The organism is Nitrospiraceae bacterium, from assembly GCA_021373015.1.
GTDB lineage: Bacteria > Nitrospirota > Thermodesulfovibrionia > Thermodesulfovibrionales > UBA1546 > JAJFTJ01.
Window position 1 is genome coordinate 324,397 of record JAJFTJ010000005.1, and the last position, 22,848, is coordinate 347,244.

The following is a 22,848-nucleotide window of genomic DNA, read 5'->3' on the forward strand; positions in this document are numbered from 1 at the left end:
TTTAATTCGGAGCAAAAGATGAATAAAAAAGGAATAATACTAATAGCCATACTTGCAGCTGGAGTGTCTTTGTTTCTTTTTATTGCTGCAAAAAATAATTTATACGTTAAACAACCTATTGCAGTGGGGTTAGCTGCGCCTGAGATATCGCTGATTGACGCAGCGAGTAAAAAAAGACTTGCTCCAGAAGATCTAAAAGGCAAAGTATTATTTGTCAGTTTCTGGGCATCATGGTGCCAGCCCTGCAAGGATGAAATGCCATCACTTAACTTGCTTAATAATGAATTCAAAAACAATAATGACTTCAAGATGCTGACAATACTATACAGGGATAATCCCAAAGATGCGTTTGCTTATCTTAAAAAATATGACTTCAACCTCCCTGTGCTGATTGATATTGATAACTATGCTGCAAAAGCATATGGATTAACAGGAGTGCCAGAGACATATATTGTTGATAAAAGCGGGGTCCTTGCACAAAAAATAATTGGGCCTTACAAATGGGATTCTCCTGATGTATTTGCATTTATAACAAAACTTCTCGATTAAAAAAATCTCTATGGCTAAAATAAAATCTCCCGCACCTGCACTTCTTTTTTGCGGCATCTTATATTCTGATGAAACCAATTTTATTGAGTCCAAAGAATTATTGATCAAGCTTTTTGGTTATCTGTCAATGGAGACGCAGCCATATAGGTGGAACTATTCTGATCATTATAAAGAAGAGATGGGATTGGATATTATGAGAACGTTTCTTTTTTTCGAAAAATTAATTAATCCAGGAGAACTTGCAGAGATCAAGACTAGGACGAACAAGATTGAAGAAATGCTGTCTGTAAATAATAGAAGAAAAGTAAATATAGACCCTGGGTATCTCACATTACACAACGTAGTGCTTGCAACAACAAAAAATTACTCACACAGAATTTACATAGGCAAAGGAATATACGCAGAAACCACACTTATCTATAAAAAGGGCGAGACATATATTCCGTCAATATTCACATATTCAGATTATCAGAACGAAAAAACTGTTCAGATGTTTGAAAAAGCACGTGAATTAGTAAAAAAAGCATAAGGAAAATACTGGTCAATCACAGTAGAACCAGATTATCACGATGTATAACTTCATCAGAATATCTATAACCAAGTATTATTTCGATATCAGAGGTTTTCTTGCCTTTGATCTTTTTTATTTCTGATGAAGAATAGTTTGCTATGCCTTTAGCAATGCGTTTTTCGTTTTCATCAATACAATAAACAGCATCCCCTATTTCAAATTTACCGGTTACTGATAAAATCCCTGAAGGAAGAAGACTTTTACAATTTAAAACAAGCGCCTTAACAGCACCGGCATCAAGATTAATGCTGCCTTTTGCACGGCTTCCATCGACTATCCAATTTTTTTTCGCAGATCTCCTGCACTTTATCGGCGAAAATTCAGTGCCTTGCAATTCGCCTTTTACAACAGAGAGCATGATCCCTGCTTTTTTGCCATTAATTATATTTACAATAATTCCATTCTTAATAGCCATCTTTGCAGCAAGTATCTTTGAATACATTCCTCCTGTTCCCACGGCGCTGCCGGTACTGCCTGCTGTTTTTTCTATTTCTGCTGTGATTTTCTCTACCCTGTTAATCAGGACGGAATTAGCAGTTCTGTTTGGATCTGAAGAATAAAGTCCATCCACATCAGAAAGTATTATCAGTCTTTCAGCATCAGCCAGACCTGCAACTAAAGCAGCAAGGTTGTCGTTATCCCCGAATTTTATTTCGTCTGTTGCAACTGTGTCATTCTCGTTTATTATTGGAACAATAGCATATGAGATCAATGTTAGAAGTGTGTTCTTGGAATTAATATATCTTTTTCGATCTGCAATATCATCTCTTGTAAGAAGAACCTGAGCTACTTTCTTTCCTAAGTCTCCAAAACTTTTCTCATAAGCCCACATCAAACTACTCTGTCCAACTGCTGCCGCAGCCTGTTTGAGCTGTATGTCTTTTGGTTTTTCCTTTAACCCCAGCTTAAACATACCTGCAGCAACAGCCCCTGATGATACAATCATAACCTCATAGCCCATTTTTATAAGCTCAGCTATGTCGGCAGTAATGACCGAGATGCGTTTTGTATCCAAGCCATTATTCCCATCAGTAAGAATATTGCTTCCTATTTTTACAACGATTCTTTTCATTTGCAAAATTATACATCACATATGCACTAGTTGTCATCTGATATCAAAAATTAATAATTCAGACTGATTTCTTGAAATATTGAGATAATTAATTTAGTATAGACGATGATAAATATTATGCTTAAGAAGATTTTCGGAACAAAAAACGAGAGAGAACTAAAACGCCTTTGGCCTATAGTCGATCAAATTAACAAATTCGAACCAGTGATTACTACCTTAACAGACAACCACCTAAAAGATAAAACTTTTGAGTTCAGAAAGAAACTGGAGCTTGGCGCTTCTTTAGATGAAATCCTTCCTGAGGCATTTGCAGTTGTCAGAGAAGTCTCCAGCAGAACACTAAAGATGAGGCACTTCGATGTACAACTTCTCGGTGGGATAGTGCTTCACGAAGGCAAAATCTCAGAAATGAAAACAGGCGAAGGAAAAACGCTTGTGGCAACGCTCTCTGTTTATCTTAATGCACTCGAAGGCAGAGGAGTCCATGTTGTTACTGTAAATGATTACCTGGCAAGGAGAGATGCAAACTGGATGTCTCCGATATACAATTTTCTCGGCCTTAGCGTTGGAGTTATTGTGCATGGGCTCACAGACGAACAGAGACAGACTCAATACAATTCAGATATTACTTATGGCACAAACAATGAGTTCGGTTTTGATTATCTCAGAGATAACATGAAATATGATCTCTCTCAATATGTCCAGAGAGAGCTTAATTACGCAATAGTTGATGAGGTTGACAGCATCCTGATTGATGAAGCCAGAACTCCTCTTATTATCTCAGGGCCTTCTGAAGACTCAACTGACAAATATTATAAGATTGACAAGATAATACCAAGGCTTAAAAAAAATATCGATTACACAATTGATGAAAAAGCAAAGACAGCTATTCTTACTGAAGAAGGCAATATAAAAGTCGAAGGACTTCTTAATTCAGGCAATCTATATGACCCTGAAAACATAGAGTTGGTTCATCACGTTCTGCAGGGTTTAAAGGCTCATACGCTATTTAGGAAAGATGTAGATTATATCGTCAAGGACGGAGAAGTAGTCATAGTTGACGAGTTCACAGGAAGGCTTATGCCTGGAAGACGCTGGAGCGACGGCCTTCATCAGGCAATCGAAGCCAAAGAAAACGTTAAGATAGAAAGTGAAAATCAGACTCTTGCAACAATAACATTCCAGAATTATTTCAGAATGTATAACAAACTTGCAGGCATGACAGGCACTGCTGATACCGAGGCAGAGGAATTCAGCAAGATATACAATTTGGATGTTGCGGTTATACCGACAAACAAACAAATGATAAGAGCTGACTATCCAGACATGGTTTACAAATCAGAAAAAGGTAAATTCAACGCTGTAGTTAATGAGATTGCAGAATTGCACAAAAAAGGACAGCCTGTCTTGGTCGGCACAATCTCAATAGAAAAATCCGAGGTATTGAGCCAAATGCTGAAGAGAAAAGGAATCCCTCATTGTGTGCTTAATGCAAAATACCATGAGAAAGAGGCTGAGATAATAGCTCAGGCAGGCAGAAGCGGTTCTGTTACAATCGCAACAAACATGGCAGGACGAGGCACAGACATTATTTTAGGCGGAAACATTGAGGGGCTTGCAAAACAGCTTATCCTTGAGAAAAAAGATTACACAGATGAAGATTACAAAAATGCCTTACAGAAGGCAGCTGATATCTGCAGCATAGACAGGACTAATGTAGTGAATGCAGGAGGAGTCCATATTCTCGGAACTGAAAGGCATGAGTCAAGAAGAATTGATAACCAGCTCAGAGGCCGTTCAGGACGACAGGGTGACCCGGGTTCATCAAGGTTTTATTTATCACTTGAGGATGATCTCATGAGAATCTTCGGCTCAGACAGAATCTCGGGTATCATGACCAGATTGGGAATGGACGAAGACATGCCAATAGAAAACCGCATGGTAACAAGGGCTATAGAAAACGCACAAAAACGAGTTGAGGCTCACAACTTTGACCTAAGAAAACATTTAATAGAATATGATGATGTGATGAATAAACAGAGAACGGAAATATATTCCTTTAGAAAAGAACTGCTTCAAGGAACAGATTTAAAAGAAAGAATCCATACAATGATAGAGGATACCGTTGACGAGTTAGTGTTCATATACTGTCCTGACGAAGCTCATCCTGAGGAATGGGACACAAAAGGACTTCACGATGCAATTTACGGCACATTTTCGTTTTCATTTACTCTCGCTTCAAAAACAAAAGAAGAAGCGAGAGAATCTGTTATCTCTGCAATCAAACAGGCATACGAAAATAAAGAGTCAGAAATAGGAAACGAATTGATGCGGTATATTGAAAAGATGATACTGCTTCAGGTTGTTGATACTCAATGGAAAGATCATCTTCTAGGAATGGACCACCTCAAAGAAGGCATTGGGTTAAGAGGATATGGACAGAGAGATCCACTCACTGAATATAAAAAAGAAGCATTTGAAGTCTTTGCAGACATGACAGACAGAATTTCGACAGAAGCATTGAGCAGAATATTTAAGGTTCAGGTCAGCAAGGAGGAACCAATAAGAAAGATTTCAAGAAAGCAGGAATTGGTATATAATCAGGGTGATGGTTCAGGGACAAAACAGCCCTTGCAAAAAGGCAGAAAAGTCGGAAGAAACGATTCTTGCCCCTGTGGAAGCGGCAAAAAATTTAAAAAATGCTGTGGTATAAATGCCTAAACTATTTTTTATAGGACTAAGCTTCCCAAAAAAAGATTTTGAAGACCCCCTTTCAATAAAGGGGTTTGAAATTTTCAAATTCCGGTCAATAGACAATGCCCTTCCAAGAATAAATGACAGCATTAATGCAATAATAATTGAAAAAGAGCAGTACAAAAATCCATCTTTTAAAAATTTCGTAAAAATCTCAGATGAAATACCAAAGATTATAATTTCCTCTGACTATTCTTCAAAAGGCTTAAGTTTATGGTTAAAGACACCTCTTTCATATCCATTATATAACCCCTCAAAAAATGAACTGGTTCGCCATGTTAAGTTTATCCTGAAGCAGAACTCGATCAATCTTGAAAATAAGGAACTGAAAAAAGACCTTTATATTGCTAAAAAAGAAATATCTTTTTTTGAAGAAGTCGGCAAGATTCTGACATCATCAAAAAATTTGAACACTATCCTTGTGACAATAATGAATAAAACAAAAGATATGGTAGGCGCAGAAGCTTGGTCTGTGTTCTTGATAGACGAGGAAACTGGAGATCTGGTATTTGAACAGGCTGAATCCAACAAGAAAACATCGAAGATGGAAAAATACAGATTAAAGCAAGGAGAAGGAATTGCAGGCTGGGTTGCAAAAGAAGGAATACCACTGATTGTACCTAATGTAGCAGAAGACTCCAGATTCTCTCCAGAAATAGACAGAAAAATACATTTCAAAACCAAATCTTTGATGTGTGTTCCGATAAGAAGCAAGGACAAAATGATAGGAGTTCTGGAGGTAGTAAATAAAGCTGATGACAAGACGTTCATTCAAGATGACCTAAACTTGCTCATGAGACTTATAGATCAGGCTGCCCTCACTCTAGAGAAGACTTCTTTATATCACAAAATGGAAGAACTTGTTATTACTGATGATCTTACAAAACTATTCAACACCAGATATCTTAATCGAACTCTAGATATGGAAACCCATCGCTCAGACAGGTATAGAACATCTACCTCACTGATATTTATAGACATTGATTATTTCAAGCATATAAATGATGGACACGGCCATCTTGTAGGCAGTAAAATTCTTGTAGAAATGGGGCAGCTTATCATAAAAAATCTTAGAAGCATTGATATTGTGGCTCGTTATGGAGGGGATGAATTTGTTGTTGTTCTTCCTCAGACATCGCCAAAACACGCTGCACAGACTGCAGAGAGAATAAGAGCTTCAGTTGAACAAAATGTTTTTCTTAAAAAAGAAGGATACTCTTTTAAAATGACTGCAAGTTTTGGTGTTGCATCATATCCAGAAAGCGCAAAGACCAAGGAAGACCTCCTGAGGCTAGCTGATGAAGCAATGTACAGAGTAAAATACACTACACGAAATGGAGTTTATGCAATCTCGTAAAAATCATGACACTTTTTAATTATGCAAAAAAAGAACTTACATTAAAGGTTGTATATTACGGCCCCGGTCTGAGCGGGAAGACAACAAATCTTCAGCACCTGCACTCTGCTTTAAAAGCTGACAAAAAAGGCAAGCTTATTTCACTCGCAACAGAGACTGACAGAACCCTGTTCTTTGATTTTCTTCCGATTGATCTCGGGAAGGTGAAAGATTTCACTATAAAATTCCAGTTATATACAGTTCCGGGACAGGTACGCTACAATGCTACAAGAAAGGTTGTGCTTAAGGGCGCTGATGCAGTTGTGTTTGTTGCTGATTCCCAGAAAGCCATGAGAGAAACTAATATTGATAGTTTTTCAAATATGCAGGAAAATTTCATCCTTAACAACATAGATCCTGACGATATTCCAATAATATTGCAGTATAACAAACGAGATTTATACGACATACTGACAGTTAATGAATTAAACAGCGATCTGAACATGTCCGATTATACATACATTGAAGCAGAGGCTGTTAACGGCAAGGGAGTTCAGGAAACTTTTCAGGCAATAACCAAATTAATTCTAAAAAAGTTGTCTGATCAAAAACAGATACTTTTTTCTGCTCCAAAAGAACAGCCAGTTGAAGCTGTTATTGAGAAAACTCCCGAAGAAGAAATTATAGAAGAGCAGTATGTTGAAGACATACCAGCTTATGGCTCTGAAAAACCTTTGATTCTTTCAACCCGGCCTGAATTTGAAGACAACATTTACGAAGAGAAAAAGACTCAGAAGGACATAGAGGATGAATCACAAGAAACATCTAAAGAAAAACAAATAAAAGATAACAAACAGAAAGGGATCGACGAAAACGAAATAATAAAAGAAATATATGAGATAGAAAAAAAATCTCAGGATTCATATAAAATGCATGTATCGGCTTTAGAGGAAACCCTTGCTTCGCAGGAAGAGAAACTGAACCTGATAATGGAGAAGCTCAAAGACATGAGCCAAGTTCTTATAAGCACCAGACTTGCTGTAAAAAACATCGCTGATCAACTTAAAGATTCCACAACCAAAAAACTAGCAGTCAATCCAGCTGACCTTTCTGAAGAAATACCACCAGACAAAAAGAAAAGGAACAGATTCTGGTCCAAATAATCTGTCCCCTGTTTATTTCAGAGCATACTACTGCATTATTTATTATTTGTTTTATTCTCTGATGCTGGCCTGCCAGACTTCAATTGAATTTCACGATTTCTCAGAACTGCACGTTTTATTTTCCCGCTCACAGTCTTTGGTAATTCGTCCATGAATTCAATCTCTCTTGGATATTTATAAGGAGCAGTACGTGACTTTACAAATTTCTGGATATCCTTGATTAGATCATCAGATGGTTTATACCCAGGAGCTAAAACAACAAATGCTTTTATAATCTCTCCGCGAACCGGATCGGGACTTGCAACAACAGCATTTTCAGCAACTGCAGGATGCTCAAGAACAACACTTTCCACTTCAAAAGGGCCAATTCTATAGCCTGATGCCTTGATTATGTCATCCCCTCTTCCTACAAAATAATAATAACCATCTTCATCCTTATAGGCCTTATCGCCGGTGTTATACCAGCCATTGTGAAATACTCTTGCGTTTTCTTCGGGATCCTCAATATATCCCTCGAAAATACCTGCTGGCCTTTTTGGATTAGATTTTAAACATATATAGCCGACTTCACCTGTGTGTACAGAATTAAGATCTTCATCGAGAATATCTATATTGATATCAGGTACAGGCTTGCCCATTGAACCAGGCTTTACTGACATGAAAGAATAGTTTCCTACGAGAAGAGTGGATTCTGTCTGCCCATAGCCTTCTTGTATAACTTTTTTTGTAGCTTCCTGCCAGACTCTGATAACTTCAGGATTAAGGGGCTCGCCTGCAGATGTAAATCTTTTCAAGCCCGAATAATCATACTTCTTTAAGTCTTCCAATATCAGCATTCTATACACTGTTGGAGGGCCGCAGAAAATGGTAATTCCTTTTGTTGTGAGTAATTTGAGAGTTAGGTCTGGATTAAACCTGCCCTCTGCATTATGAACAAAAAGCGCTGTTCCTAAAACCCATTGCCCATACAATCCCCATGCTGATTTAGCCCACCCAGTATCAGAAACAACCCAAATAATATCGTCTTTTGTTGCTCCATGCCACAGCGCTGCTGTCCTTAAATGTCCAATTGGATATGAACATACATGCTGAACCATTTTAGGATATTTTGTAGTTCCCGATGTAAAATAAATTAAAAAAGGATCTCTTGATAATGTTTTCTCAATGTCATCAGGAGAAAGTTTGTCTGACGAATCTGAAGTTATTTTTTCATAACTACTCCAACTGCCTTGCTCGCTTCCAATAAGAATTTTATGTTTTACGCTGTAGTTTCCTAAATTATTACATGCCTCATCCACCTTGGTAAAATTAGCTGCGTTTGTAACAACCACAGAAGCCTTGCCTTTTAAAAGTCTGTATTCAACATCTGCTGTTGACAGCATTACTGGAGCAGGCATGACAACAGCTCCAAGTTTATGACAACCAACAAGTATTGAATACCACTCAGGGATCCTTGGAAGCATAATTAAAACCCTGTCTCCCTTTTTAACACCAAGGTTTCTAAGCGCATTTGCAAAACGATTTGATGCAAGCGAAATATCCCTAAAGGTTAATTTATTTTCTTGTTCGCCGGTTGAACTGACCCAAAAAAGAGCAAGCTTTTTCTCATCTTCTGCCCAATGGTCGATTGCGTCAAATCCAAAATTAAAATATTCAGGAACTTCAAGCTTAAAATTTTTTTTGAGACCCTCATAATCATCCATCTTAAACGAAAAATTCATTTTCAATGCCTCCTGGATTGTCTGCTAAATAGCTATCTATGTGTAATTTAAAGAATGTATATTTAAATATTTAGACCTCAGTTTGTCAAACAAAAAAATAAAATTAATGAAATTTAATAAAAATTTTGAGAAAATTATTGCAAAAAATGGCTCCCGGGGAGGGATTCGAACCCCCGACAGGGTGGTTAACAGCCACCTGCTCTGCCGACTGAGCTACCCGGGAATATTTTGCTAGTTAAATGGAGGTTTTTATTATATAAAAGAGATTCTATTCTGTCAAACTTTTACCATGGGGTCAGCTTGACATTGACTTTTGTTTTTAGTATGGTTAGTTTATCTGTAAGAACTTAGAATAAAGGGGGGTTCATGAAAAAATCTTTTATTTTTCTTCTCTTGCTTTTGTCTATGTTAATCAATGTATCAGTGGCAGAGAATGCCTACAGCGAATCAACAATCCAGCTTACAACAAAAGAAGGCATTGGTAATTTTATTGCTGATTCAAAGGGCATGGCGCTTTACTATTTTACAAAAGATTCTCCAGGAGTAAGCGTTTGCGTTGAGGGCTGTCTTGAAAAATGGCCTATTTTTTATGCAGAAAAAATAGTTGTAGGAGCAGGATTAAAGGCAAAAGATTTCAACACAATTACCAGAGAAAACGGTAAAAAACAGACAACATTTAAGGGGTATCCCCTCTATTATTTCTTCAAAGACAAAAACCCAGGTGATACATTCGGACAGGGAGTAAATAATGTCTGGTATGTTATAGACCCTAAGACCTTCAAACCAGAAGTTAAGGCTAAAAAATAGTTTCGACACTCCACATGGGGGCTTTTAAGCCCCCATAAAAAAATCAAATTCATCAATCGTTTGTTTTAATTTTCACCAGCATATTACTTTATCAAAGTAAAATACATCATCTATTATTTTTTCATAAGGCACTTTCTTTTTAGACAAGTCAATAACCTTAACCTCATTATCTTTCATATGAACGCTTACAACTCGGTCTGATAATTCTGTAGGTTCATCAATAAAAATATACAATATTTTCATAGCACTATAACCCTGTCAGCCTCATGCACCATAAGAGCATTATCATACTGACTGCCCATTACAATCCCTTCAGATACATTATCGATAGATAATCCCATTTCAACAGCATCCTGACTGCAGACAAAAACTTTAACGCTCTCAAATTTATGCACTAATTTAAAAACTTGATTGTTTATCAGATTTATACCCTTGTCCATTACAAAAATAATAACTTCATGCCCCTTTGATATGGCTGCACTTGTCATGCCCATAATATCATCCAGATGTCTGTCAGTATTAACTAATATCCCGAGTTTCATATTTTTAAAAATTTCGTGAATATTTTTTGATGTCTCAATGGTTAAATCGTTTCTCTATTGCATTTAATACATTCTCAACTTGAATCATCTTCATACATTTAACATCTTTGCATTTTCTTTTATAGCAGGGCAAACATTCGATTTCTGCTCTAAAAACAAAATTACCTTTCCCATAGGGTCCTGTTTTTATGGGATTTGTAGGGCCGAAAACAGCAAATACAGGAACACCAAGTGCAACGGCAATATGCATCGGACCAGTATCATTGCTTACAATAAATTCTGAATTTTTAATGATACCAATTAAATCACCAATATCAGTCTTGCCAGCAATTGATATCCCCTTATTCATAGATTTTTTTGATATATCCGCAGCAACGTCTATATCAGCTTCTCCCCCGACAATAATTGACTTGAGTCGTAATTTTGAGGCTAGTTCGCCAAATCTATCAGCTGGCCATTTTTTTGTTTCCCATCTGGCTCCTGGAATAATGACAGCATATTTTTCGTTCTTAGGAATAATTTTTGATATATCAAATCTATTCTGTACAAATGGCAAATCAAAAGAAACATTACTTATGGGGCAGTCAAGAAACCCTGCTATTTTTAGATTCTTTTCAACTGCGTGTGAATTTAATTCAGTAATGACCTTATGTGTATAAAAAAGACTGCTTCCTTCTCTTGCATCTTTGAATCCAAGTCGTAACTTTGAACCGGTTAATGCTGTCAGTATCCCGCTTCTAAACAGTCCCTGAAGGTCTATTATGATATCGAACTTTTCTTTTCTGAGATTTTTAACCAAAGAAATAATTTCACTGAATGTGTTATTAATGCTGTTAATTTTTTTCCATTTATCTTTATTAATAATCCAAAGTTTGCTGATCATTGGATTGCCCTGCAGAATACCTTCAAGTCCTTTTGCTACCATCCAGTGGATTTCAGCTTTAGGAAATTTTTTGCTCACAGAGGTTAAAAAAGGAAGGCTATGCACAATATCCCCAAGAGAGCTGGGCTTTATTATAAGAATTTTTTGAGGATCTTTTTTAAAAATCAAAGGCTTTATGCCCACGGAGTACCGCCGTCCACAATACTGTGTTCATCCCACATAAACCAGTTCCCAGTATCCAACATGAATGAATATGTATTAGAAAAAATATTATAATGTTCCTCTTCCTCGCTGATCAGCCTTTTAAATAAAAGTTTTTCTTTTTCTTTTTTTGCCTCTGACAAGGCTTTTTTATAAAAATTTATTCCTTCATTCTCCATTGTCATAGAAACCTTGAATGCATCAAGTTCATAGTTAGTTGCCTCCACCCTTTTCAGCATCGCATCTTTCATTAATTCAAATATTGTTTTAATATTTCTCATGGGGGTGGTATCTGAATTAGATATATCCAAACCCTTAAATATTTTTGAAAGCATTTCAAGATGCCTTTCTTCATCAGCCATTATACTCAGAAACATCTTTTTCCCTATGGGATTTTTTGTTTTGTCCGCTGCTTCTTTGTAAAATTTTATTGCATCAGTTTCCATTTTCACTGCCAATTCAATTGCAGTCATTACAAACCTCCTGTTATTCAAACAGATAGCTTTCTCTTTAATGCGTTAAGATATTTTATATGTTTTATCTCCTGAGCCATCATTTCCTTAAAAACAACTTTAGCATTATTGTCTTGCGCTGAAATAGAAAACTTTCGATATAGATTATATGCCTTGCCTTCAATTTCAAGTGCAAGATTAAGCGTTTGATTCTCATCTATGAAAATATGTTTTTCAAGTCTTGCCTCAAGGTCTATCACCGGAATACCGGCCTCTGTAAAAGATGCATCTGCAGTGTCCTTAAAATTTTCAAAGCCGGTAATATCCTTATCTTCGATAAGAGATTGATAGAGAAATTGGATAAAATGCATATGTTTTTCTTCAAATCCTGAGAGATCAGTGAATATTTTAACTACGCTCTTGTTTGTTGAATTCTGAGCTGCCTCAGAATAAAAATCTTTTGTGCCTTTTTCCATAAGATACGCTTCAATGAGCGACTGAATTAGATCTTCCTTTCCCGTAAGCATTATGTCTTTAACATACTCCTTTAATAAGAATTAAATTTCACAAAATCCTTCAAATCTCTTCTGTATGCCCTTGGAAGGAGATTGATCCCTCTTCTGAGATAACCCAATGCTATTAACATCGGGATAACCGTGTCCCGTGGAATATTGAACTCTTTTTTTACGCTGTCTTCATCGAAACCATCCATAGGATGTGTTTCCAATCCTAATCCTTTTGCTGCAACCATAAGATTCATTGCAAAAAGCGATGTATTTTTTACTGCAAAGATTTTCCTTTTAATGCTGTCTTTCTCTCCATAAAGATTTTTGACCATTCCTCTATATGTGTCTTTCATATCAGGTTTAATATATCCAAGCTTTTCCCAGTTATCAAGCACCGTCTCCAGGTTTTCTTCAACTGCATTCGGGTCAGCAACAACAATAAGCACAATCGAAGCTTCTTCAATTTTAGGCTGGTTGAACGCACATTTTCTCAGGATTTTTTTCCTTTCTGTGTCATTAACTGCTACAATTTTCCATGGTTGAAGGTTTAAAGATGAAGGAGCAAGATTCGCCAGTTCAAACAGTTCTTTTAATTTGTCCTCTGATATTTTCTTGTTTTCTTCAAAGAAATTAATCGATCGCCTATTCTTGATCGCCTCAATGACATCCATAGCACCTCCATTGTATAAAATACAGTTTATTTTAATCTTGACTCTGCTGCATCCCAGTCAATGTTTTTAAAAAATGCTTCTATATAATCAATCCTCTTAAGTCCATAATCAAGCATAAATGCGTGCTCAAACAAATCCATTACCAATAACGGATTGCATCCAGCAGGATGAGCAACATCATGCTCATTTATCCAGAAATTTATCATTCTACCTGAAATTTTATCCTCATATAAAACTGCCCACCCTATTCCCCTCATAGTGCCAGTTGCCTTAAAATCCTTTTCCCATGCTTCATAACTGCCGAAGTTCTCAATAAGTTTCTTAAATATTTTTTTATTTTTATCTGTTTTGCTGCCGCCGAGATTTTCAAAATAATATTCATGAAGTCTCATTCCGTTGAATTCCCAGCCAAGTCTTCTTTTAAGTTCTGTAAATTCAGGAAGTCCTGTCTTGCCATCTTTAAGCATCTGATCCAGCGTATCCAACAACTTGTTTGTATTAGTCACGTATCCCTGATAAAGTGTAAAATGATTTTTTAAAAGTGTTTCGCTTAATCCTTCCATTCCTACTAATTTTGAATAATCTTTCGCTGTGTATGGCATATTATCTGTCTCCTTTTTGTTCTTTGTCAGGCATGAATTAAAAACATATCATGAAAAACTCAAAGTTTTCTTAATCAAATTTATTTCTCGTTCGCCTACATTCTTAAACAGGAGATTTAATCCCAAAAACAAACAGGGAGAGAATTTCTCTCCCTGTAATACAGCTATTTACAGCTTATTTCTGTGAAAAAAATACGCAGCATTTTCAAAGTCTTCATATGCTTTCCCTTTTAAACTAAAGACCCTTTTTGTAAAAGACTAGCATGAGCTCTTGCACTTGCAAGTTGTAGCTGATTTCTTTGTGATTTTTACTATCTTCATAAAATTCACCTCCCTTTTTATTTGTTAAACATTCTAGAAAAACCCGGTCATAATTAACCAATCATATTTAAAAGTATACCATACAAAAAACATGTGTCAAATACAATCCGCACTCTACAATCCTCACTCAAGTAACTCTTGAATAAAATACCCTGTAACCCTTATAATTATTCAAATTTTGGAAACTAATAAAAGGATAAAATGACAGGATATAAGAAAAAATTTAAGCTATTATTGCCTGTAATCATATTTATTATTTTTCAGATAACATCCTTTTTATCATTCGCTGATGATCAACCTTTAAAAAAATCGGAAGTTAAAGATATCAAACACTGGTCAGCAAAAGGATATACAAGGGTTGTTGTTGAGTTTTCTGAACCGATAACTTATATCTCAAAGCGCATATCTGGGCCTGACAGACTATATTTTGATCTGCAAAATACAAAGATATCCAAAGAAATAAACACTGCACTTCCTGTTGGCGACGGCATACTTAAGACAGTTCGCGCTGGCCAATTCAACAGCGAGACTGTCCGAGTTGTTCTTGACCTTGAGGAAATAGATGACTTCCATTCTTTTTTTATGGATGATCCTGCGAAACTTGTAATCGATGTTTATGGCACAACAAAAAAAACAAAACAGCCGGCACAAAAACCTGAAATAAGTCCTATAATTATCGTGATCGATCCAGGGCATGGAGGCCATGATCCCGGAGCTGTCGGAGGGAAAGGGCTTTATGAAAAAGATGTAGTCCTTGATATTGGGCTTAAGCTAAAAAAGGTTCTATCAGAAAATAAGAATATAAAAGTTTATATGACAAGAGACAGAGATGTATTTATCCCTTTAGTAGAGAGAACAGCTTTTGCAAATACTAAAAATGCCGACCTTTTTGTATCCATACATGCAAATGCAAGTCCTTCCCGCAATGCAAAAGGAGTTGAAACCTATCTCCTGAATTGGACTACTGACAATGAAGCTATAAGGGTCTCTGCAAGAGAAAATGCCATATCAGTTAAAAAAATGAAGGAACACATGAACAGATATAAAAGCGATGTTGATAAGATAGTGGGTGATTTCAAAAGAGGCTTAAAAAGAGATGAATCCATTAAACTTGCAGGGCATATACATAAAACACTTGTATCAACCCTTGACGAAAACTACAGCAAGACTAAAGATCTTGGCGTAAAAAATGCGCTTTTTTTTGTATTGTTCGGAGCAAAAATGCCTTCTGTATTGGCAGAAGTTTCATTTATAAGCAATCCTGTTGAGGAAAAACTGCTCAAGAAAGATTCTTACAGAGGAGATATCGCAAAAGCTCTGGCAAAAGGCATTCATACTTATCTATCTAAAAATTCTGCGGATCAAAAAATAGCTAAACTAAGGTAACCTTGCAGCCTCAAATAAAAATATTAATTTACATCTGCTTTATCATTTCACTTTTTATCATACAGAAACTTGCGTTTTATTTGTTTGCCTTATTAATAATTTTCATTTTGCTTTCAAGGATTCAAATTTCATCCCTTAAAAAAGGAGGCTTCACAATAGGACTTTTCATCCTATTTACATTTATAAGCAATTTATTTTACAGCCAAGGAAAGATAATTTACAGCACTGGTTCAATATTCATAACAGAAGAAGCCATAAAAATTGCGACAATACGTTCATCAAGGATATTTCTTATGGTTGCCGGAGCTAAGATACTGACAGCAGGCATACCTTTGGAAACATTGCTCAGCTCTGTAGCAGCTATATTCAAGCCTTTTAAAAAACTCAGACTGCCAGTAGATGAGTTTTTCTCGACAATGAGTCTTTCTGTAAAATGCATTCCTGCATTAGAAAAATATTTTACAGAAAACTTCAAAAATACCAGCGAGGGCATTAAAAAAGGCAATGTTTTTTTAAAAGCCAAAATTTTATCACAATCTCTTATTCCAATGTTCATTGAGACATTGCAAAAACCTGAAGTCTTTTTCGAGGATACAAATGTCAACTTTTGATCTGCTTATTAAAAACAGTATTGTATTCGACGGCACAGGGGAAAAACCTTTTAATGCCGATATCGGAATAATCAAAAATAAAATTGCACTTATAGAAAAATCAATTCCGAATTCAAGCGCCAAAAAAATCATAGATACAAAAGGGCTCGCTGTCTCGCCGGGATTTATTGATACACATTCACACTCTGAATTTACTATTCTTGCTGACCCGCGAGCAGAAGGGAAAATATCTCAGGGTGTTACAACAGAAATAAACGGCAACTGCGGCATGTCAGCCGCTCCTTTATTGAAAGAGGCATTCGAACATAGAGAGAAAGACCTTAAAGAACTTGGGATAAAAGAACGATGGAAAAGTTTAAAAGAATATCTAAACATTTTAAGAAAAAAAGGAACTGCTCTTAATTTTGCCACACTGGCAGGGCATGGTAATATCCGTGCATCTGTAATCGGTTATAAAGACACTGCCTATAATTCAAGAACAATTAGCAGAATGCAGAACATTCTCAAAGAGACATTGAGACAGGGAGCAATAGGCATATCAACAGGCCTGATCTATCCGCCAGGAATTTATTCTGACACAGAAGAACTTATGCAGCTTACAAAAAAAATGCCTAAAAATAAAAAAATTTATACATCACATATGAGAAGTGAAGGCAACAGACTCATAGAATCAATAAGTGAAATAATACGTATAGGAAGAGAAGGGAGAACGAAAATTCATATATCCCATATAAAAACAAGCGGGAAAAATAACTGGCACAAGATTAATTCTGCAATATCTCTAATAGAACATGCGCGGTCTGAAGGAATTAAAATTACATGCGACAGATATCCTTATACTGCATCAAGCACAGACCTTGACACAATACTTCCATCATGGACATATGACGGAGGAACAGAACAGGAGATCACAAGGCTGAAAAAAAAATTAATCAGAGAGAACATAAAAAAACAGATCATTGCATTGCATCCTGATAATGACTATTGGGAAAGGGTAAGCATATCAAGCATTTCAACTAAAAAAAATAAATGGATGGAAGGAAAAACACTCCATTATATTTCAAAAAAAATTAAAAAAGATTACATAGAAACTTTGTTCCAGATTCTTCTGGAAGAAAAGCTCAGAGTCAGCGCAATATTTTCCACTATGAATGAAGACAATCTCATAAGATTCCTTTCTCTGCCTTACACAATGATAGGTTCAGACAGCTCTGCACGGTGTTCATCAGGGATAACATCACACGGCAAGCCCCATCCAAGAGGGTTTGGGACATTTCCCAGATTTTTAGGCAGGTATGTCAGAGATAAAAAACTCATGGAGATGAGCAAGGCTATTCATAAAATAACGATGTTATCGGCTGATACATTCGGGATTAAGAATAGAGGTGTGATTAAAAAAAATGCATTTGCAGATATAGTTATTTTTGACCTTGAAAAAATCATTGATAAAGCAACTTTTGTCAAACCTTTTCTGAAATCAGAAGGAATACATCATGTTATAGTCAACGGTGGAATTGCTTATACTGAAGGGAAATTAACAAATGAAATGTCAGGAATGATTCTGATATAATCTTCAATAATTCGTAAAAATATGGAGGAGGGATCATGAGCAAAAAAATAATTTTAGCGTCTTTGATTTTTGTCTTTATGTTTTGTTTCAGTGCTTATGCAGTAGATATAACAGGCACATGGCAGGGCAATGACGGAGGCCAGTACTACATTAGACAACTAGGGAACACTATCTGGTGGTACGGTGAAAATTCTCCAAACAGTCCTTCATGGTCAAATGTTTCGCATGGTTCCATAAGCGGGAATATGCTCAATCTTCAATGGGCAGATGTTCCAAAAGGCAGAATGATGAACAGCGGCACTCTTCTGCTTGAGTTGATAAATGAAGGGAAAATAGTTGCAAAACAAAAAACAGGCGGATTCGGCGGTTCAGAATGGACAAAAAAAGGATATATTCCTCCTCAGCAGCCCCAGACAAAAGGATTCAATAACCCAATGTACAAAGGGCACAGGGTTGATATATGTCTGAACTGGGGAACAGGATGTGAAAAACCGGCAGCAGACAGATTCTGTAAAGAGATGGGCTTTAGACAGGCAAAATCATGGAAAGTTGCATGGGATATCGGCCATATCACACCAACAATAGTTATCGGAGACAATAAGATATGCAACCAGCAGTATTGCGATGGTTTTTCTTTTATTGAGTGTCAGTAAGTTTAGCGGCAAGATAAGCCAGAAGCTTATTAATGCCCTTACCAGTAGCAGAGGAAATCTCGAAAAAATCGAGCTTGTGTTTTTTGCAGTATTTTGCAAGTTTGTCTAGTTTTTCTTTGCTGCCGCTTATGTCAATTTTAGCAGCAACAACTGCTTGAGGTTTTTCAAGGAGCTTGGGACTGTAAAGTTCAAGCTCCTTATTTATTTTGTCAAAGTTCTTAACAGGGTCGTCTTCTGACATTTCTGACACATCAACAAGATGAAGCAGTATCGATGTTCTTTCAACATGTCTTAAAAACTGGAAGCCAAGTCCAGCGCCTTTGTGTGCGCCTTCGATTAATCCCGGGATATCTGCAACAACAAAACTTCTATAATTCTTAAGTTTTACAACTCCGAGATTTGGGACTAATGTTGTGAATGGATAATCTGCAATCTTTGGCTTTGCAGACGAGATAACTGATATCAAAGTTGATTTGCCTGCATTTGGTAATCCTATTAATCCTACATCTGCAAGCAGTTTTAATTCTATAATCAAATCTCTTGCTTCGCCCTCTTCTCCGGGCTGTGCAAATTTCGGAGCCTGCCTCACAGCAGTCGCAAAATGCGAATTTCCTTGTCCGCCTCTTCCGCCTTTTGCAATAACAGCATCCATTCCTTCTTTATCAAGATCTGCAAGAACTTCTTCCGTGTTTTTGTTCTTGATTATAGTTCCAACCGGCACAGGTATAATTCTATCCTCTCCATCTTTTCCGTGCATTTTCTGCCCCATGCCGTGTCCGCCCCTGCCTGCTTTATACTCGCGCTGATATCTCAGATCAAGGAGCGTATTTAATTCCCTGCTTGCCCTGAAGATTATGTGCCCGCCTCTTCCGCCGTCTCCGCCGTCAGGACCGCCTCTTGGAACATATTTCTCCCTCCTGAAGCTTACGCATCCCTTGCCGCCGTCTCCAGCCTTAACATTAACTGTCACATAATCAACAAATTGCATAATATGTATCGTAACATTTTAAATAAATCAAGGTTGATAATTCTAAATTCTGGAATTGAGCTGAAAAATAAAAGATGAATAAAGGTTAAGAAAAGAACCAGCTTCAATATTTTGAATCGAGCAAGAATCGGTTTCTACGGCGGGCATTTTGCACAGACAGATGTAAACAGTGCTGTGCTTAAATATCTGTCTCCTCTATCCGGCAGAAGCACAACAATTGTTCCGCTTTTCATTTCTTTTGCTTTTTTTAATCCAGCCCACATTGCAGCTCCGCTGCTCATCCCTGCAAAAAGGCCTTCTGTTACAGCAAGCAAGCGGGTTGTGTTAAATGCATCATCATCTTCAATACTCCATTTTTCATCAAGACGCTTAGGGTCAAATATTTTAGGCACAATGCATTCTGTCATGTTCTTCAAGCCCTGAATCCTATGACCAATCACAGGCTCAACTCCAAGTATGGTTATATTGCTGTTATATTCCTTTAGTCTTTTGCCTGCCCCCATCAAAGTGCCTGTTGTGCCCATGCCTGCAATAAAAACATTAACCTCGCCGTTAGTCTGTTCATATATTTCCTTGCCTGTTGTTTCGTAATGGGCTCTTATGTTGGCATCGTTGTCAAACTGATTAGGCATGAAATAGATTGATCTGTCTTCGTCATATGTTTTGTGTGCCAGTCTTATTGCTCCGTCAGTGCCCTCATTCCCAGGGCTTAATATGACCTCAGCTCCAAAGGCCTCAAGAATCCTTCTTCTTTCTATACTGACGCATGCAGGCATCACAAGTTTTACCTTATAGCCCTTTGCGCTTCCTACCATTGCCAGTCCTATCCCAGTGTTTCCAGAAGTTGCCTCGAGTATTATTGAACCGCTCTTGAGATGTCCTTGTTTTTCAGCGGTCATGATCATGTAATATGCTATTCTGTCTTTTACAGAACCGCCGGGATTATTTCCCTCGAGCTTAACGTAAAGATTTACATTTGGATTTGGATTTATCTTGTCAAGTTTTACAAGAGGGGTATTTCCTATAGAATCAACAATGCCCACTAAGCTTTCCCCTCAGCAAGATTGAATGTCTCATGCAGAATTCTGACTGCAAGTTCTGCGTATTTCGCCTCTATAAGGCAGGATACTTTTATCTCGGATGTGCTGATTGCCATTATATTCACTTTGTGCTCTGCAAGAGCAGCGAACATCTTTGCCGCAACTCCGGAATGTGTCCTCATTCCGACCCCGACAATCGAAATCTTCGCTATATCATCTCTCATCAAAACTGTTTTTGCCCCGAATTCTTTTGCAATATTTTCTGTTATTTTCAAGGCTTTTTTGCTGTCTGTCCTTGGAACTGTGAAAGAAATATCAGTTGCCTTGTTATCACTGCTTATGTTCTGCACTATCATGTCAACCACTATGCTTGCATCTGCAACTGCATTAAATATTTTTGCTGCTATCCCTGGTTTGTCAGGAACTCCCAGCAACGTGATCTTTGCCTGATTTTTATCGTATGCAACTCCTGATACTGCTACCTCTTCCATATCTTTATCCTCCTTGGTAACGAGTGTGCCTGGATTATCATTAAAGCTGGATTTAACAACAACAGGAACATCAAATTTCATAGCGAACTCCACAGATCTTGTCTGTAGTACTTTAGCGCCTAAACTTGCCAGTTCAAGCATCTCTTCGTAAGTTATCTTATTCAGTTTTCTTGCTTCAGGAACTATGTTCGGATCTGTTGTGTAAACGCCGTCAACATCAGTGTATATCTCGCAGAGATCAGCATTTAAAGCAGATGCTATTGCAACTGCAGAAAGGTCTGAGCCTCCTCTGCCAAGTGTTGTAACATTTTCATCTTCGGTAATTCCCTGAAAACCTGCAACAACTATTATATAGCCTTCTTCGAGAGCTTTTTTAGCCTTTTCTCCGTTTATCTTTGCAATCTTCGCTTTTGTATGTACATCGTCTGTTATTATTCCCATCTGTCTGCCTGTAAGAGCCATTGCTTTGCAACCGCGTTCTTCTATTGCCATTGCAGTCAGGGCAGTTGTGACTCTTTCTCCTGTTGAAAGAAGAAGATCCATCTCTCTTTCGTTTGGATTGGATGAAACTTTATTAGCGAGTCCTATTAATTTGTCTGTTTCTCCTGACATTGCAGACACAACAACCACAACCTTATTGCCCTGTTTTGCAGTCTTTACAACGCGGTCTGCAACAGCCTTTATTCTGTCAATATTTGCGACTGATGTTCCTCCGTATTTTTGAACAATGAGCATCAAATCACCCCTTTATAAAATAATCCATCAGCGTATGTCCATTATCTATGATCTTTATATCTTTTTTCTTTGCAATAGATTCATCATAAGATACATTTTTATTTCTCCTTGTCTGCCTGCTGTCAAATATCACAAAAGGAACCGGGTCTGAAGAATGAGTTCTTAATTCAATAGGCGTTGGATGGTCAGGCATAAGCAGAATGCGGTAATCTTTAAATTTTTTTAAACCACGCATGACAGTGCCGACAACAAACTTATCAAAATCTTCGATTGCCTTCACTTTGTCTTTGTAGTTTCCTGAATGCCCTGCTTCATCAGGCGCCTCAACATGAATGTAAACTAGATCAACCTTTTCAAGTGCTTTCAATGAAGCTTCTGCCTTGCCGATATAATTAGTATCGATCCACCCTGTTAATCCGGGTACATTCAGAATTTCGAAACCAGCGTATATCCCTAATCCTTTTGTTAAATCAACAGCTGAGACCAAGGCTCCATCTAAAGAATATTTTTCTTTGAATGCTGGTATCTGCGGTTTTTTCCCCTGTCCCCAAAGCCATATACTGTTGGCAGGTTTTTTGCCTTGTTTTATCCTGTTTTTATTTACGCTGTGGTTTTTCAGAACAACAACAGATTTGTACATTAATTCTCTTAATACTTCTTCTCCACGACCAACAGGAAGATAATCGCATATCTGCTTGCCAAGTATGTCATGAGGAGGGATGCATTCTACTTCGGATTCTCCTCCTGACCACACCATGAGATGTCTGTAACTGACGCCTTTATAAAATTTTATATCTGATGTTCCTAAACTTTTATCTACTTCATTTAACAAAACTCCAGCTTCATCAGTAGATATATGGCCGCTGCTATGATCATCCATCACAGCCATTGTGTTGTCAGCATTGTATTTTAGCGTAACAAGATTGCATCTGTAGGCAACATCATTATCTTTAAGATCAATTCCTATGCTTGCTGCCTCAAGCGGAGCCCTTCCCGAATAAAATTTCTCTGGATCATAACCAAGTATGCTAAGATTTGCAATGTCAGAACCGGGCTGTAATCCTTCAGGGATTGTGCTGACCATTCCGATCGTGCCCTCAGACGCAAGAGTGTCCATATTCGGTGTCGATGCTGCCTGAAGAGGAGTTTTGCTGCCGAGTTCGGTTATTGGCCTGTCAGCCATACCGTCGCCAATAATCACTGCATATTTCATAAATATTTAT

At 37.3% G+C, this 22,848-nt stretch carries 23 protein-coding genes, 1 tRNA gene and 1 pseudogene; 11 read left to right on the plus strand and 14 right to left on the minus strand.

The genetic code is table 11. The annotated features are described in order from the left end of the window. Positions 1–18 precede the first annotated feature (18 nt). Together LLF28_02945 and LLF28_02950 are read left to right on the plus strand one after the other, a co-directional pair. Positions 19–549: a TlpA family protein disulfide reductase gene (locus LLF28_02945; GenBank protein ID MCE5194404.1), complete on the plus strand. Its 531-nt coding sequence runs from the start codon at positions 19–21 to the stop codon at positions 547–549. 10 nt (positions 550–559) lie between these two features. Next, positions 560–1,078 carry a DUF4416 family protein gene (locus LLF28_02950; GenBank protein MCE5194405.1) on the plus strand — a complete coding sequence of 173 codons (519 nt, stop codon included), beginning with the start codon at positions 560–562 and terminating at the stop codon, positions 1,076–1,078. A gap of 16 nt (positions 1,079–1,094) precedes the next feature. Here LLF28_02950 and proB read toward each other — a convergent pair whose 3' ends face one another. Then, positions 1,095–2,192, minus strand: a complete 1,098-nt coding sequence (gene proB, locus LLF28_02955) for a glutamate 5-kinase (GenBank protein MCE5194406.1) — start codon at positions 2,190–2,192, stop codon at positions 1,095–1,097. A gap of 117 nt (positions 2,193–2,309) precedes the next feature. Between proB and secA the strand changes: the two are divergent. From secA to LLF28_02975, 4 genes and pseudogenes are all read left to right on the plus strand, one after another. Continuing rightward, positions 2,310–4,679: pseudogene (gene secA / locus LLF28_02960) on the plus strand (preprotein translocase subunit SecA). Positions 4,680–4,685: 6 nt separating this feature from the next. Further along, on the plus strand, positions 4,686–4,913 hold the full coding sequence (locus LLF28_02965; GenBank protein ID MCE5194407.1) for an SEC-C domain-containing protein: 228 nt from the start codon (positions 4,686–4,688) through the stop codon (positions 4,911–4,913). Continuing rightward, on the plus strand, positions 4,906–6,303 hold the full coding sequence (locus LLF28_02970) for a sensor domain-containing diguanylate cyclase (GenBank protein MCE5194408.1): 1,398 nt from the start codon (positions 4,906–4,908) through the stop codon (positions 6,301–6,303). Before LLF28_02965 ends, LLF28_02970 begins: the two co-directional genes overlap by 8 nt. Positions 6,304–6,308: 5 nt before the next feature. Beyond that, entirely contained in the window at positions 6,309–7,445 is a 1,137-nt protein-coding gene (locus tag LLF28_02975; GenBank protein MCE5194409.1) for a GTPase domain-containing protein, read from the plus strand. A 35-nt stretch (positions 7,446–7,480) separates the two neighbouring features. Here the strand turns inward: LLF28_02975 and LLF28_02980 are convergent, their stop codons facing one another. Together LLF28_02980 and LLF28_02985 are read right to left on the minus strand one after the other, a co-directional pair. After that, complete coding sequence (locus tag LLF28_02980) at positions 7,481–9,166, minus strand: AMP-binding protein (protein MCE5194410.1); 1,686 nt, start codon at positions 9,164–9,166, stop codon at positions 7,481–7,483. A gap of 147 nt (positions 9,167–9,313) precedes the next feature. Then, positions 9,314–9,389, minus strand: a tRNA-Asn gene (locus tag LLF28_02985). 143 nt (positions 9,390–9,532) lie between these two features. On the opposite strand from LLF28_02985, the gene LLF28_02990 reads away from it, so the two are divergent. Then, complete coding sequence (locus tag LLF28_02990; protein MCE5194411.1) at positions 9,533–9,973, plus strand: hypothetical protein; 441 nt, start codon at positions 9,533–9,535, stop codon at positions 9,971–9,973. Positions 9,974–10,045: 72 nt separating this feature from the next. Here LLF28_02990 and LLF28_02995 read toward each other — a convergent pair whose 3' ends face one another. Genes LLF28_02995 through LLF28_03025 form a run of 7 tightly spaced genes read right to left on the minus strand, consistent with a single transcriptional unit; the run spans position 10,046 to position 13,830 of the window. Next, positions 10,046–10,216, minus strand: coding sequence for a hypothetical protein (locus LLF28_02995; GenBank protein ID MCE5194412.1), 171 nt, complete (start codon positions 10,214–10,216; stop codon positions 10,046–10,048). Further along, positions 10,213–10,515: a DsrE family protein gene (locus LLF28_03000; protein ID MCE5194413.1), complete on the minus strand. Its 303-nt coding sequence runs from the start codon at positions 10,513–10,515 to the stop codon at positions 10,213–10,215. The genes LLF28_02995 and LLF28_03000 overlap by 4 nt, the downstream gene beginning before the upstream one ends. Before the next feature lie 34 nt (positions 10,516–10,549). Then, a complete protein-coding gene (gene waaC / locus LLF28_03005; GenBank protein MCE5194414.1) occupies positions 10,550–11,581 on the minus strand; it encodes a lipopolysaccharide heptosyltransferase I in 1,032 nt (343 codons plus the stop codon). Further along, the gene (locus tag LLF28_03010) at positions 11,572–12,072 is read right to left on the minus strand and encodes a ferritin family protein (GenBank protein ID MCE5194415.1); all 501 of its coding nucleotides are present in this window, start codon (positions 12,070–12,072) and stop codon (positions 11,572–11,574) included. The genes waaC and LLF28_03010 overlap by 10 nt, the downstream gene beginning before the upstream one ends. A 17-nt stretch (positions 12,073–12,089) precedes the next feature. Next, positions 12,090–12,578 carry a hypothetical protein gene (locus tag LLF28_03015; GenBank protein ID MCE5194416.1) on the minus strand — a complete coding sequence of 163 codons (489 nt, stop codon included), beginning with the start codon at positions 12,576–12,578 and terminating at the stop codon, positions 12,090–12,092. A 20-nt stretch (positions 12,579–12,598) separates the two neighbouring features. Then, positions 12,599–13,228, minus strand: coding sequence for a nitroreductase family protein (locus LLF28_03020; GenBank protein ID MCE5194417.1), 630 nt, complete (start codon positions 13,226–13,228; stop codon positions 12,599–12,601). A gap of 26 nt (positions 13,229–13,254) precedes the next feature. Then, positions 13,255–13,830, minus strand: coding sequence for a Fe-Mn family superoxide dismutase (locus tag LLF28_03025; protein ID MCE5194418.1), 576 nt, complete (start codon positions 13,828–13,830; stop codon positions 13,255–13,257). Between the two features lie 522 nt (positions 13,831–14,352). Between LLF28_03025 and LLF28_03030 the strand changes: the two genes are divergently transcribed. Genes LLF28_03030 through LLF28_03045 form a run of 4 tightly spaced genes read left to right on the plus strand, consistent with a single transcriptional unit; the run spans position 14,353 to position 18,371 of the window. Beyond that, positions 14,353–15,537: an N-acetylmuramoyl-L-alanine amidase gene (locus LLF28_03030; protein ID MCE5194419.1), complete on the plus strand. Its 1,185-nt coding sequence runs from the start codon at positions 14,353–14,355 to the stop codon at positions 15,535–15,537. A 2-nt stretch (positions 15,538–15,539) separates the two neighbouring features. Then, positions 15,540–16,148: an energy-coupling factor transporter transmembrane protein EcfT gene (locus LLF28_03035; GenBank protein MCE5194420.1), complete on the plus strand. Its 609-nt coding sequence runs from the start codon at positions 15,540–15,542 to the stop codon at positions 16,146–16,148. Then, positions 16,135–17,718 (plus strand): D-aminoacylase, encoded by a 1,584-nt coding sequence (locus tag LLF28_03040; protein ID MCE5194421.1) that lies wholly within the window; start codon positions 16,135–16,137, stop codon positions 17,716–17,718. Before LLF28_03035 ends, LLF28_03040 begins: the two co-directional genes overlap by 14 nt. A 35-nt stretch (positions 17,719–17,753) precedes the next feature. Beyond that, positions 17,754–18,371, plus strand: a complete 618-nt coding sequence (locus LLF28_03045) for a hypothetical protein (protein MCE5194422.1) — start codon at positions 17,754–17,756, stop codon at positions 18,369–18,371. On the opposite strand, the gene obgE is transcribed toward LLF28_03045, so the two are convergent. The 4 genes from obgE to LLF28_03065 all read right to left on the minus strand — a co-directional run bounded on the left by obgE (position 18,355) and on the right by LLF28_03065 (position 22,838). Then, positions 18,355–19,359 (minus strand): GTPase ObgE, encoded by a 1,005-nt coding sequence (gene obgE, locus LLF28_03050; protein ID MCE5194423.1) that lies wholly within the window; start codon positions 19,357–19,359, stop codon positions 18,355–18,357. The genes LLF28_03045 and obgE overlap by 17 nt on opposite strands. Positions 19,360–19,493: 134 nt before the next feature. Beyond that, a complete protein-coding gene (locus tag LLF28_03055) occupies positions 19,494–20,402 on the minus strand; it encodes a cysteine synthase family protein (protein ID MCE5194424.1) in 909 nt (302 codons plus the stop codon). Continuing rightward, a complete protein-coding gene (locus tag LLF28_03060; protein ID MCE5194425.1) occupies positions 20,402–21,625 on the minus strand; it encodes an aspartate kinase in 1,224 nt (407 codons plus the stop codon). The genes LLF28_03055 and LLF28_03060 overlap by 1 nt, the downstream gene beginning before the upstream one ends. 4 nt (positions 21,626–21,629) lie before the next feature. Then, a complete protein-coding gene (locus LLF28_03065) occupies positions 21,630–22,838 on the minus strand; it encodes a cofactor-independent phosphoglycerate mutase (GenBank protein ID MCE5194426.1) in 1,209 nt (402 codons plus the stop codon). Positions 22,839–22,848: the final 10 nt, after the last annotated feature.

What these genes read in the sequence shown, in the direction of transcription:
- LLF28_03000 (MCE5194413.1), bottom strand. Translation starts at nt 10,515, where the DNA reads ATGAAACTCGGGATATTAGTTAATACTGACAGACATCTGGATGATATT.
- LLF28_03030 (MCE5194419.1), top strand. Translation starts at nt 14,353, where the DNA reads ATGACAGGATATAAGAAAAAATTTAAGCTATTATTGCCTGTAATCATA.
- obgE (MCE5194423.1), bottom strand. Translation starts at nt 19,359, where the DNA reads ATGCAATTTGTTGATTATGTGACAGTTAATGTTAAGGCTGGAGACGGC.
- LLF28_03025 (MCE5194418.1), bottom strand. Translation starts at nt 13,830, where the DNA reads ATGCCATACACAGCGAAAGATTATTCAAAATTAGTAGGAATGGAAGGA.
- LLF28_03045 (MCE5194422.1), top strand. Translation starts at nt 17,754, where the DNA reads ATGAGCAAAAAAATAATTTTAGCGTCTTTGATTTTTGTCTTTATGTTT.
- LLF28_03015 (MCE5194416.1), bottom strand. Translation starts at nt 12,578, where the DNA reads ATGCTTACGGGAAAGGAAGATCTAATTCAGTCGCTCATTGAAGCGTAT.
- LLF28_03020 (MCE5194417.1), bottom strand. Translation starts at nt 13,228, where the DNA reads ATGGATGTCATTGAGGCGATCAAGAATAGGCGATCGATTAATTTCTTT.
- LLF28_02990 (MCE5194411.1), top strand. Translation starts at nt 9,533, where the DNA reads ATGAAAAAATCTTTTATTTTTCTTCTCTTGCTTTTGTCTATGTTAATC.
- LLF28_02965 (MCE5194407.1), top strand. Translation starts at nt 4,686, where the DNA reads ATGACAGACAGAATTTCGACAGAAGCATTGAGCAGAATATTTAAGGTT.
- LLF28_03065 (MCE5194426.1), bottom strand. Translation starts at nt 22,838, where the DNA reads ATGAAATATGCAGTGATTATTGGCGACGGTATGGCTGACAGGCCAATA.
- LLF28_02975 (MCE5194409.1), top strand. Translation starts at nt 6,309, where the DNA reads ATGACACTTTTTAATTATGCAAAAAAAGAACTTACATTAAAGGTTGTA.
- LLF28_02980 (MCE5194410.1), bottom strand. Translation starts at nt 9,166, where the DNA reads ATGAATTTTTCGTTTAAGATGGATGATTATGAGGGTCTCAAAAAAAAT.
- LLF28_03040 (MCE5194421.1), top strand. Translation starts at nt 16,135, where the DNA reads ATGTCAACTTTTGATCTGCTTATTAAAAACAGTATTGTATTCGACGGC.
- LLF28_02970 (MCE5194408.1), top strand. Translation starts at nt 4,906, where the DNA reads ATGCCTAAACTATTTTTTATAGGACTAAGCTTCCCAAAAAAAGATTTT.
- LLF28_03010 (MCE5194415.1), bottom strand. Translation starts at nt 12,072, where the DNA reads ATGACTGCAATTGAATTGGCAGTGAAAATGGAAACTGATGCAATAAAA.
- LLF28_02995 (MCE5194412.1), bottom strand. Translation starts at nt 10,216, where the DNA reads ATGAAAATATTGTATATTTTTATTGATGAACCTACAGAATTATCAGAC.
- LLF28_02945 (MCE5194404.1), top strand. Translation starts at nt 19, where the DNA reads ATGAATAAAAAAGGAATAATACTAATAGCCATACTTGCAGCTGGAGTG.
- LLF28_03060 (MCE5194425.1), bottom strand. Translation starts at nt 21,625, where the DNA reads ATGCTCATTGTTCAAAAATACGGAGGAACATCAGTCGCAAATATTGAC.
- proB (MCE5194406.1), bottom strand. Translation starts at nt 2,192, where the DNA reads ATGAAAAGAATCGTTGTAAAAATAGGAAGCAATATTCTTACTGATGGG.
- LLF28_02950 (MCE5194405.1), top strand. Translation starts at nt 560, where the DNA reads ATGGCTAAAATAAAATCTCCCGCACCTGCACTTCTTTTTTGCGGCATC.